Annotated in this window: 2 protein-coding genes; one reads left to right on the top strand and one right to left on the bottom strand. The window is 44.5% G+C overall.

Features of this window, described 5'->3' with window-relative positions:
- Positions 1–82: 82 nt before the first annotated feature.
- Positions 83–1,006, top strand: coding sequence for a M14 family metallocarboxypeptidase (locus EYW48_RS11200; RefSeq protein ID WP_277432409.1), 924 nt, complete (start codon positions 83–85; stop codon positions 1,004–1,006).
- Between the two features lie 155 nt (positions 1,007–1,161).
- Here EYW48_RS11200 and rtxA read toward each other — a convergent pair whose 3' ends face one another.
- Positions 1,162–13,767 carry an MARTX multifunctional-autoprocessing repeats-in-toxin holotoxin RtxA gene (gene rtxA / locus EYW48_RS11195; protein ID WP_277432408.1) on the bottom strand — a complete coding sequence of 4,202 codons (12,606 nt, stop codon included), beginning with the start codon at positions 13,765–13,767 and terminating at the stop codon, positions 1,162–1,164.
- Positions 13,768–13,779: the final 12 nt, after the last annotated feature.

Here is a 13,779-nt window from a genome sequence, read left to right as displayed (position 1 = left end):
TAGCGCAAGTATCAATAAGGTTGCATCCACTGAGTTCGGCTATTAAGCTCAAAGCTGAATTACAATGACCGTAAGGAATGTCATGCAAATTAACACCCACTACCCGATTGGCACCCCAGGACAAAAATGGGGTGATGCAGAGCGTCAAGCGTGGCGAGCACAAACCACCATTAAACGTGAATACCAACACGAAGTCGTCCCTAAAATTCTCGCCCTTCAAAACGACTTTGATGTTGAGCAGTACGGCGCTCTTTCTTATGACACAGTTCGTTACCCACTGTTTTGTGTCAAAAGCCGAGACTGGAGCAATGATAAACCCACTGTCTTGATTACGGGTGGTGTTCACGGTTATGAGACTAGCGGTGTTCATGGTGCATTGAAATTTTTAGCCACTCAAGCCAAGCGCTACTTAACTCATTTTAATATTGCTTGCGCGCCTTGCGTAAGCCCTTGGGGATACGAAACCATCAACCGTTGGAACCCCAATGCACTGGATCCAAATCGCTCATTTTATGCTAATAGCCCCGCAGAAGAATCCGCCAACCTAATTGCATTGGTTGAAAACATCGGAGAGGTCTTGGTTCATATCGATTTACACGAAACCACCAATACTGATGAAAGTGAATTTCGCCCAGCACTCGCAGCACGTGATGGTATTGAATATGTTGAAGACTCTATTCCAGATGGCTTCTACACCGTTGGTGATAGTGAAAACCCAGTAGCAGAGTTTCAAGCAGCAGTGATTGAATCAGTAAAAAAAGTCACTCATATTGCGCCAGCCGATGAGCATGGCGACATTATTGGGTCACCAGTGGTACAAGAAGGTGTTATCAACTACCCAATGAAAGCATTAGGGTTATGTGGCGGCATGACCAATTGCCAATATGGGACTACAACTGAAGTATACCCAGATAGCCCAACCGTCACTGATGAAGAGTGTAACAATGCACAAGTAGCTGCCATTATCGGTGCGCTAGATTATGTGCTTGCAGTTAAAGGCATATAGTATCCGTCGTTCAGTTGTCCTTTCAATACTAGGCATTGCAGTAATAGCCCCTTAAGCAAAAACAACTAGTTACTTAAACCTTTAGCTTCAAATTAAAAAGCCGTCTTCAAAAAAGAAGACGGCTCGCATTATTGTTTAAAATTCAATACGACTAGTTACGCTATAGCGTTTTTTACTTGAGACACATCAGACCATGCCGTTGTAATCGCAACGCGAGATTTACTATCAAGGTTATCGATAAAGCCATTATCACCAGCCTGAGGCTCAAAGGCGCTCATAGCTTGAACCAATGCATCAACCGCATTATTGGATAACACTGTATGCTCTTGCGGTGTGCCTTGCTCCCCCATCGCAACAACAACTTGTGCACGATTACCATTGAAGTAATCAGCGAAAGTGACAGAACCAATATGTTCAAACTTCGCTTGGTTAGTATCGCTTTCAGGATCACGTAATATAGAAAGTTTTAAATCATAACCACTACGCTCAAACCACAGTTTATTCCAATCAATGCCATTGAACACAATCTTATCTTCACTACGGATGTCTTCAACAAGGTTGTCGATAACATCACCGCTCACGACAAAACTGTCGACACCAGTCCCACCTTTGAATGTATTTTGGTATCCACCAAGTACCATCAAATCATGTCCTTCACCGCCATTGAACTGACTGAACTTTGACATGGCCGCTGCAATCAAGTGATCGTCCCCTTCCTCGCCGTTCAACACTGCGTGATAACCCAACAGCTTGACCACATCGTTACCAGTGTCAGCATTGATACGATTATAGTTTCCAAAGACATTGGCAAAGTCGTTCCCCGAACCTAACTCTACTTGGTTGTTATTACCGATCGTAACTGAGTAATCTTGCTCATCACCTGTATCCACGCGGTTATAATTACCAGAAGTCACAACATAATCTCGCCCTGTTCCGGTATCAATTTGTCCACCTTCCCCAAAGACAAATGCTTGATCATTACCAGCACCAAGGAAAACATGGTTAATTCGTCCAGCGACCACAGCAGTATCATTACCTTCACCACCAAACATCATATTTTCACGCCCCATAAGAACGCCCATATCATTACCTTCACCGCCGGTAAAAATATTGGATGTACCAGTTGCGTAATACACATCGTCACCTCGACCGCCCCAGAAGTTGTTGTTATCCCCTAGATAAGCCCCTAAATCTTTGCCGTCGCCACCCCAGTTGAAGTTATAGTTTCCTAGAGAAACATGGACATCACCATCCCCTTTTAAATGACCACTCTTACTTAAGAAATCGAATGTTTTTTCTTTCATATTCAGTAGATCTTTCGTTAGGTTCCCTTTCAGGTTTTCTACCAACGATTTCATCTCTTTTTGCTTATCTTGGCTAAAGATAGTCGTAAACAAGTTAGGTAGACTGAACGAATTAAAACCAAATGCACGATCTTTTTTCGGGGTTTTTTCAGGCGTTGTAGCCTCATCGCGACTTTTTTGAACACCATTTACGTTGGTCCCATTAACGGAAACTGATGCTTTATCCTCTTTCTCTTCTGGCGTTTTTTCTTTCAAACCATGAGTTTCTGCGAACGACTTAAGGCCATCTGCGCCCATATCAATTCCCGATTTCAAATCGTCTAACAGCTTAGTAGGATCGACGAAAGCTTGAAGTTGATCACCACTAAACTCACCAATCACTTCCAGCATATCTTTGAGGATTGCAACCCCGTCTACCGGCTTACCATTACGAGCAAGAATTTGCCCAGATGCGGTGTAATCCACACCGAAGATGTCCCCAAGTGTCGTATCCGCACCCACACCAGACAACTGGCCAAGTAGTTTATTCTTTAACTGTCGGGGTAAATCTTTAGGGTTATATGTGAAGGTTGTTTTCGCTTGACCTGTTGCAGAGAACTGCTGTGTCATTAAGCCAAACAAAGAACCTAGATTGGTATCAAGGATAGACTGGATATTGTCACCAAACATAAAATTCCAATTGCCCGACGTGACCTGAATATCCGCACCTTGACCACCAACAGCGAAGTTAAATGCTAACTTCTCATTCGCTTGACGAAACTTATCTGCGCGACTTAGTTTGTTTGCACTGGTGTCATTACCACCTAACCATTTGTTGAACTTCTTGTTCAGAACAGCTTCAGTGTCATTCTTCAAACCTCGGCTACTACGTCCATTTTGCGAATCCAAACTCACAAGAGTGTCATAGTCAACACTGCTACTTTGATCTAAACCAGACATATCTTTAACGAACTTCTTCGCGCCTGACAATGTCCACTGTTGATTTTGAGCAGAAACCCAATCTTTGCCTTTGCCCGAATTTGCTATACCTTGCAGAACTCCAGAAATACGAGCGGCCCCATCAAACGGGTTAACAAGTGGTGGGGTTGGGATCGATTTATCCAGCATCACAATCAAATCATTGCTTCGTCCTAAGTTGAAGCTCACGTTGCGATTTCCGATAAACATCTGCGCACCTTCCAGAGCCTGATAGCCACCGATATCGAAGCTGTGTTTGCTCTGACCATTACCGATATGAACCATCACATTGTTATCACCAAATGCCAATGACTTAAAGCCACCAGTGCCCACTTTAATGCTAACGTTAGATGTGCCCCAATTCACCGCGGTAAACTCGCCATCGCCCACATTCACTTGAATGTTCCCAGAGTAGCTGAGCTGATTGCTGTTTCCTGAAGTTGAGGAGGTTCCTTGATTTATTTTTCTTTTTTCTGGTGCCTCAAAAACATTGTTGTTTTCACCAATAGCCCCACGGACAGACTCGTCCGTCTTGCTCATACCAACGTGAGAAAGATTAATGTTTCCTTCAGCAATGCCATTTCGAATACGCTCTTCTTTCGTCGTCACTTCACCTTGAGCATCCAAACTAAATGTAACTTTGTGTTGTGGCGCTTTTTGTACCCAGTCGCCATTAGCATCACGAGTGTGTTTACGACCAGTTGAGTCAACCGCAACCTCTGAGCTCCGGACTGAAACATCGCTACGAATTCCATTTATATCCATCGCTTTAATAAGCTGCTTACCAAAGCCTTTCTGTTTGTCATCACTAATTAAAGAACAGCCCACGACGCTAATATGATCAGGTTGAGTGGTGATGCTTCCTGATCCACTGAAGGCTTGATTCAATTTAGCAAGCTTGACTGCTAATTCATCAGCACTATAACCACTCATGCGCATATTATTGTTTTCTGAATCACCACGGCCATGACCAACTAATTGCCATCTAACCTTTCCATCAAGCTTCGAGGGGTCACCAAACACCACTCGATAGTTTCCGTCTGAATCAAGTTGAACTACCACACTCTTATCAGGATGTTTACCTGCTAAGTTCCCCGCAGCTTTAGCCACCACAGGGTCGTTCTCCATTTGAACAATAACTTGTCCATCAAATCGAGTTTCCCCGCCACCCGTTTGAGGTAGAACTTCAACACGCTTCCAACTATCAACATGTTTATTATTAACATGACCGTCCTCTCCACTTAAGGAGCTAGTGAAAACAATCTTTGGTTTATTCACGACATCTTCGTAAACAGCACGTAGACTCACATCATCCTTCTCAATCTTGAATTGGTTCGTTTCACTCACTTTAAGTGCCGGTAAACCTAAACGATGGGTAATGCCAGGAACAAACCCTTCAATGCCTTTGTGAGATTGCAAATGTGCTCTCCCATAGATAGCAACAAATTTTTCACCCGCTGGCAATTTTTGCAACGTGTCTACCGCTATATTATTTGCAGCTCCAGCCCGATACATCAACCCATGCTCTGTCCCTTGAATGTTAGGGCGAGCCGTAATATTCGCATCAAGAGCAACAATGCGCATACCATTTGAACGTGCATTTTCAAACAAAGTAACGTCTATATGCTTAGTTTTGAGCATTGCACTTAATTCATTGGACATCACACCAGTAGCCAGATAATTGTCAATCAGTGGCTGCGCAAGATCCGAACGCAGGTGCTCTAGACCAATGACAGTGATACCTTGCTTCTTGAGTACATCCATTTGCTCATTAACAAAGCGCAAACCATTAACATCGCTGCCATGTACTTCGCCAATTAAAAGACCTTTACGGTCATTTAGAAGTAGAGAAAGCTGCTCTTCGACATTCTTCTTTTCGGCAAGTTTCTTACTTAGGTCTTCGTATCCAATACCAGAATATTGGCGATCCCAGCTCTCAACATCTGTCTCATGACTACTGTGGTAAATACCTTTAATTTGATCCATTCGACCGGCTTCAACTTGAGAAACATAGTTTCTGTCTGCGAATTTCTTTAGCAAGATCATTTCAGCTGAATCGCCAGAGCTCCGATCCGACGACTTAGCTGCTTCTTTCAAGAAATAGAAAGCCATCTGAACAGACTCAACCCCGGTCAAGTCTTGAAGCTCTTGGTAACTGTAACCCAAGTGGACAGTTTTCGTCGCTTCATCCAAGACAGCTTTGCTTAGTAAATCGTTCGCCTGTGATTTTTCCAACCATTGTTTGAAGTCTGAATAATGTTCGCCAAGTTCGATGTGATATTTAGCGTCAAAGCCCAAATCCTTCGGAGTCTCTCCATTATATCCTTGCTTTGGCGATAAATACGGGTCTTCATTTGCCCAACGGACCATCATTTCGGTTAGACCCGCATGTTCACCATTGGCTTCCTCGATCGCCACCATATAAATGTCAGCGGCAAGTTCGGGGCGTGTCTTTGCAATAGCGTCAATGGCCTTTTGGGTAACTTTCATTTCCCCTTTAAATAACTCAGTACTTACCTGTTCTTTCAATTGCGTTAGTGCATGATTACGACCGGAGGTTGGATGTTCAGCTAAATAAGCGTTAATCTTATTGCAAAGTTCAAAGCTCGCGCTCATCTGCTCTTGACCATTGGAATGATGCACCAAATCAACTTGGTCTAAGATACTTTGATAAGAAGCACCAATCGGTTTAGCAAAAATTTTCGCTCTATCTTTCAGCTCTTGCTTCGTAAATACTTGAGATAAATCTACTTTTAATCCGGTCTTTTTTCCTAATGATTCAAGATCCGCAACTTTGTCACTTGTCGCCCTCTTAACTGGTAACACTTCCCCTGGTTCATCTGATGCAGAATTAGCATGCTCTTTGTAGAACTTAAGCGTTTTATCCAATGCCTTGTCCAGCGCATCGCGCACTGTGCCCTTTGAGCTATCATCAACTAGGTCTATCAGATCCTGATAGTTGGCGGTGTAGCTTTCCAATACTTTTTTGCGATCCTCTCCCGTTTCCTGCAAAGCTTTGTACACAGCAAGGCTTTCGTTGACTGAGTGACCGCCGTCAAAAACTAAGAAAGACAAGGTGTTTAGGTAAGCTTGATCAACAGAGAATCCTGGATTCTTACTCGCAATATGTTGGTTCAGGTGCGTCATGATATTGGTTGAACCCGACGCGCCCGTCACTACCGGCAGACCATTATTCAAGGCATTACTTTCGAATGTTGTCTTTTTACCCGGAGTAAGAATTCGACCATCTGCGACACTGCGGCCTTCTATAAAGTCATCGTAGTTATCACCTTTCGGTTGATATTGAAGCGCCGTACCATAATCACTGGTTTTCTTTTCAATAAGGGTAACTTTGTTTTCACCTTCAACCCCTGATGATATTACCGCATCAGTTGAACGAGCCTTGGTGATAACATTCCGATAGAAACGGTCCCCTTCAGCTTTCCACGGGGCCATTTCCATTCCCAAACCAGGGGTAATTGCCATTTTCACAGCCAGGAAAGGAACTTTTATAACACCGAAACCATCATCAACTTGTGTCATCATAGTTTTGAAGTTGTCATAATTCGGTGTTTCAAGGAATTGAGTTAAGGTCGGGACGCGACTAAACCATGGACGCTTGTCTTTAGCGATCTCTTCTGCAAACGCTTCCATTTTTGTCTGGATTCGCTCAGCGCGCAACACATCGTCTCCCGCATCCGGCAGCAAGCCATGTATCCATTCGTCAAAATCATTAACTAAACTGGTTCCGATTTGAACTGAAGTATTAATCGCTTGTTCTGTCGGTGTTTTCACCAACTCATGAGCTATTTCAGAGTCAAAACGACGGCCAAACAAATTATCAAGATATTGACCTGTCGCTTTATCTTTCTTTGCATCAGCCAGTAATTTATTTGCCAGCGTTTGCAGTTTAGGGTGTTCTGCTAACTTTTCATGAGCCTCGCTAAACAGCTTAACCGCTTTCTCTTGAGTCACACTTCCGCTCATCCATAGCGTTTTAGCTTGCTCTACTAACTCATGTATTTCATTCGCATAAGTTTCAGTAGTCTCTATCTGACCTAGCTTATAAATAAATTCAATAAGGCTCTCATTTTCAGTTTTTGGCGCATCTCTCTCTGAAGTTGAATTCGTCAGAGTCGGTGAAACCACTCCGAACGACTTTAAGCTATTGATTTCGTGCTCGGTCAAAGGTTCAACCAAACCAACCACACGACCAATACCGTCAAACACGAGCTTAGACTCAAACGCTTCAACAGCTTTCGGATCAATTGCAATACCAAAGACATTGGCGTCCTTCGAACGGTTCCTCTGAATATGGCTTTGCAGCGACACCATTTCAAATTGGAGTGTCTTAACTAACTCACCACGTTGAGCGAACTCTTTTGGATTTTTTTTCTGCCACTGGTGAAGAGCCAACTCTAAGGCAGCAAGATTCTTTTCAGATGGGGTACGCTGAATTGACTGAATGTTACTTCTTACCACTTTCAACTCTTTACTAGGTAAATCCGTTAAAAGCTTGCCAATGTGTCGCTTAGTCGAATCGACAAATCTTGCATCATTAGAGCCAAGCAATGAGAAGTCAAAACCATCTACGCCTTTTCTTACAGCTAAAGAAGTGTCAGCCGCTTCACCCAGCCCGTGAAGATTGACACCTGAAATGCGAATATCTTTTCGGTTTACATCTTGTGATGCTCGATTTACAACTCTGATACTGTCGGTATTGCTCTCAGTGAACATGGAAGTGATAGCTCTTCCGGTATTTTTAGAGCGAATACCTGCATTGATTTGTAGTCGGTTTACGGCTTGAACAGCATCGTTTAACGCTTCTTGCTCTTGCTCGCTCAATCCTTCACTGAATCGGCCATCGGCGCTTGACTTGTTGTTGGCATTCACATGGTTACCCGTGACGCCTGCACCTTCTATTCTGCGTGCTTTACCCGAAAGTCCACTGCCCACAGCACCTTGACGATCAGGACGATCCTCTTCGTTCTGCTTTGAACCTTTCGCATCCGCTTGTGCTTGATCCGCTTTGTTTTCAGCATTTCTTGCATCACGATTACCACGTTCTTCAGCGTCTCTAGCTGAATTATTCGCATTCGATTCAGCTTGTTTAGCTTCATTAGCTTTCGTAGTGGCGTCTGTTTTACGCGCATCAGCGTCGGCTTTAGTATTCGCAATATCTTTCTCTGCACCAGAGCGATTCTGTTCGCCTTTCGCAACGCCTGCTTCTGATTTCGCCACAGAATCGTTGACACTTTTTTGGTTGTCTACGTGCGCTTTTTTCGCAGCGATGATGCTTTCCCCAGCAACATCTTTAGCCTGACCTAATTTGGTTTGAGCATCCTCTAAAAGACCGTCTGCGAAATGGTTGCGCCAATGCTCACCAGATTCACCTACATAAACCGCTTTGTTATCCAGCACATCAAGTCCCTGGGCCAATGTCGTCAGGTCTTTAGTTACCGCTTCAGACTCTTCGTTCACAGCGTCGCGCTGCGCTTGCCCATTGCTCTTTAATGCTTCTTGATCGGTGGATTCTAATTGAGCCTGAGAACCCGATACGGCTTCAAGTTGTTTCTGCTTTTCTTGCTCTAAGCGTTGACGATCGGCTTCCGCTCGTTCTTTGTCAGACATTGCATTTTGCGCAGCTTGATTTTGTTCCGCATTATCGGCAACAGCATTAGCTTGGTGTGATGTTTCAGATTTCGCCACAACATTATCTAAAACATAGCCCAACCCATCATCATGGCCTGTGCCTTTAAATTCTATTCGGTTACTGCCAGAATTCGCAGTCAACTTAAGTGTTTTTTGTTGCCAAGCTGCTTCATCGCCAGAAGTTGAGAATACAACATTACCGTTCCAGAGAACTTCTATGCCTTCGTTGCTTGAAATACCTGCACGTTTTGCAAAATCAAAGCTAACCGCAATGACTTCACCTTCCGCTAAATCCGTTAAATCTTGAGAAAGACTTGTATTAGTATAAGTATCTAGCTCTGTAACAAGTGAACCATGACCATCACCACTTACGCCATAATCCTTACTTGAAGAGGCAACTTCAACACCGTGAGTCGATTCCCATCCCAGACCACCTTGCTCAAAATCACCATTGACGATCAAGTTAGGTGTTTGCGTTTGATTTGAAGATTCTTCGATGTTGAGTTCATTTTCCATGTTGCTGAGATCAGGCGTTTCAACGTTGGTCACGCTTCCACTTAAACCGTCTCCTAGATCGGAACCCACTTCTTCGATTTCATCTAAGTCGAAACCATCAAGTTTAGTGATTTCAGGCGTTGAAATAGCACCTCGTCCTTTCTGAATTCCTGATGAAGAAGCTTCATCACCTTGAACTAGGTAATTAATCGCTTGGCTGCCACCCACTCCAAGAAGAGTTTGTTTAATATTATCAAACAGTGCGGAAAGCTTATTGCTGCTCGTGTTACTTGACGCGACGGCTAGGCTATAGAAATCACCGTTACCCACTTTGATAGCAACGTTATTTCTGGCATAAGAAGCGTTAATCCCTAAGCCATCACCTACGTGAATATTCACGTTTGCTTTGCCTTTCATCACCGCAACATTGAGACCGTCACCCACTTTGGTGTTAACGTTATATTTGCCCCATGCAACGTTCACTGAAATACCGTCACCAATTTTGGTGTTGATATTCGCATCACCATAGGCCGCCGTTACACTCAGGCCATTACCCACGGTTGTCGTAATATTGGCTTTACCTTTTGCCGCCGTGACCTGCATACCATCACCGACTTTAGTGACGATATTGCCTTTGCTCCAAAGTGCGTTGAAGCTATCTCCGTCACCCACTTGAGTAACGATGTTCGCTTCACCTTTCGCTAAAACAACATTACGGCCATCACCCACTTTCGTAATGATATTCGCTTTGCCCCAAGCTCCCGTGTAATCATCGCCATTACCGACGTGAGTAATGACATTCGCCTTACCTTGAACCACAGAAACTTCTTGGCCATCACCGATTTTGGTGATGATGTTCGCTTCACCTTTGGCGAAGTTGTATCGATCACCGTCACCAACGTGAGTGAAGATATTTGCTTGTCCCCAGGCCACGTTAACGCCTAATCCATCGCCCACTTTTGTGATGATGTTTGCCTTGCCCTTGGCAATACCAATGGTCGTGCCATCTCCGACATGAGTCATCACGTTGCCGATATCGGAAATCAACAACCCTACCGTGGTGCCTTCGCCCACTTTGGTTAGGATATTGCCTTTACCAGCCAAGACCGCCGCAGTTGTTGCATCGCCCACATGAGTCACGACGTTTGCTTTCGCAGCTGCGACAACACCCATGAAGTCATCACCGACTTTCGTTATGATATTCGCTTCACCAAGGGCTAGTACGCCAGTAAGACCATCTCCTACGTGAGTCATAATGTTTGCTTTACCAAACATCGCGGCTAAGGTTGTGCCATTACCCACTTTCGTCATCACATTTAGTTCGCCAGCAAATAAACCTAAGCTTGTGCCATCACCAACGTGAGTATAGATATTCGCTTTACCGATCATTAATGCAGCAGTTAGGTCATTACCCACTTTCGTCATGATATTGGCTTGGCCAAGCATTGCAGCAAACGTGCTGCCATTACCCACCTGAGTGAATATATTTGCGTTACCTACCATCGCGGCTATCGAAGTACCATTGCCCACTTTGGTTGCGATATTACCTTTCGCCACCATTAATGCGACTGTTGTACCGTCACCAATGTGCGTAAAGACATTGGCTTCCGCGACCATAAGCGCTAATGCATCACCATGACCAACCTTGGTAAATACATTGCCTAGGCCACCCATTAGCGCCCATGCGTTCCCTTCACCAACGTGAGTGAAGATATTGCCTACGCCGATCATAGCGGCTATTGAAGTGCCGTCGCCTACTTTGGTGAAGATATTACCCGCAGCACCCATTACGCCAATTGTTTGGCCATCGCCGACATGAGTCAGTACGTTACCAATACCCAACATAATGCCAGTGGTATCACCATCGCCCACCTTGGTTAGAATGTTCGCCCCACCAACCATGACGCCAGTTGTCGAGCCATCACCAACATGTGTAAGTACGTTAGCGCCTCCTCCCATAACGGCAAGCGCATTGCCATTGCCTTTTTTGGTTAGGATGTTTGCACCACCAAGTGCGACTGCGGTCGTATTTGAGGCCGTATCATCACCGCTAATATGAGTAATGATATTGGCACCACCAAGCATACCTGCCGTGAGGTCACCGTCACCCACTTTAGTCATGACATTCGCGCCACCGACAAGTACAGATGCGATGTCACCCTTACCAACCTGTGTCATGACATTAAAGCCACCGACCGCTAACCACAGCCCGTTGCCAGAACCAATTTGGGTGTGCGTGTTGTAGCCGCCTAGCATAGTCAAACGACTATTACCGTTACCTTTGTGAACTGAAATATTGCCATAAGCAAGTAAGTGAGCTAAATATTCGCCATCACCAATACGAACCAATACATTGACCGCACCGCCTGCGTAGACATCCATTTTGCCTTGCTTGCTCTGATGGACTAATACGTTAGCCAAACCAGCACCACGGAAAGTGAGATCGCCTTCATCGCCACTTTTAACAATAACGTTAGCCGCGCCACCACCAATAAATTCAGTATCACCAAACTTAGAGCTGTGAAGGATAACGTTGGCAATCCCTCCACCATTAAAATGAACATCACCGCGGGTAACATTGGATTTGATGACGTTACCACCACCAACACCATTAAAACGCACATCTCCTGAGCTTTCACCGGTATCTGTAGCAGGTTTGATCAATGCTTGTTCATTGTACTCGTCAATATCTGCGACCGTTTCGCTAGTACTTCTTACCGCATTTACACTGTACTGAAGATCACTCAGCGAATATCCACCTCGACCCATTGAGTGATAACCATTTGCTGACGAAATATCTTCATTGGCCAAATTTCCGGTGTAATTACCTTCTTTGTACCAAGAACGGGCCTGGTACTTTAACTCGCCAGTTTCTGAATCATTCGCTAATTCAACCACCACAATTTTTGTATAAGGGCCAAGCACTTTCGCATATACATACGTGTTTGATTTACGATTTGACTTAACACCTTTAACATCAACTGTGGTGCCATTTGTAGAAATAGCATGGCCACCCATTTTTGCATCAGATAATGACACGTCTTTAGCATCAATCACCGCACCGTTAGCGTAGGTCACCCACTCATATTCTGTAAGGTCTTTTTCAACGGCGTGAATAGTCACCGCTTTCTGGTGTTCAACTTTCAAATCCGACAGCGTATATGCGCCATAGACTTTAACGGGGTTAAACCCGCTCTCAGAGGAAATATCCTGGCTCGTTAAGTTACTTAAATGATCGCCTTCTTTGTACCAAGCGGTAGAATAATACTTAAGCTCTCCAGTTTCAGGATCGTTACTCAGCTGAATTTTATTTATTTTGGTGTACTTAGAATCCGAGAAAGCAAACAGATAAGTATTCGGCTCACGTGTCGATTTTATACCCGTAACTTGATGATCCTGGCCAATCCAAGTTCCACTTAGTACCGCTTGAGTAAGCACGATTTCATCGGCATTGACATGCGCCATCCCTTCGCCGTCGAAGTCTTTACCTATCCCTTTACGGGTAATATTATTGTAGGCTCCCCCCCCGGAAAAACTGACATTTCCGTGGGCGACATCAGAGTAAAGGCTGTTGTACCCTCCAACCCCTTCAAATGTAACGTTCCCTCGTGTTTCAGCATAAACGTCATTAGCTTGGCGTGTACGTTCAATTCGATTTGATGCGCCTGCACCCTGTAGGGTTATATCTCCAACTTTACCTTTTCGAACCAGATGATTATCGGCACCAACACCACGGAAAGTGATATTGCCAGTTTCCACTCGTGAACTAATGCTGTTAGCCGCACCGCCCCCATCGAATGTCACATCACCACGTGAACCCTGGTATTTATTGAACCAAGTTCGGTCGAGTTTGTTTCCGGCCCCTGCCCCCGTAAAGGATAAGTTACCCTGGTTTGTTTCATGCCAAAGACTGTTGTAACCACCAACACCACCAAATGTCACATTACCACTTAGACCTTTACGGGTTATACCGTTGTATGCAGCTGCACCTCCATAATTTACGTCACCGCGATTACCTAAGTGGTCAATAGTAACTCCACCAGCAAGGCCGGCAAATGAGACATCACCACCCCCACTTTTATTGATATCAACATACCCAGCCGCACCTTTTACACTAAGGTTACCAATAGAATCCTCTACCTTTAGATGGGCCGCACCGCCTACGACTGTATCATTACCACTACCCGTATAAACTGTGGCAGTAATTGAAGCGACGGTGATATGATCATCACCGCCGTAAGCTCGAATATCGCCGCCAATAAGACTAGTCGCAACAATATTATTGTCCCCATCGTCAGCGGTATAGCTCCCTGTAAAGAAGTATTCAACACTTCTCCAAAATGGTTTTCCCATAAAATAAACTCT

The sequence above is a fragment of the Vibrio sp. 1180_3 genome (genome assembly GCF_029478545.1).
GTDB classification, from domain to species: Bacteria; Pseudomonadota; Gammaproteobacteria; order Enterobacterales; family Vibrionaceae; genus Vibrio; species Vibrio aestuarianus.
This window is presented reverse-complemented; position numbering and strand designations above follow the sequence as displayed.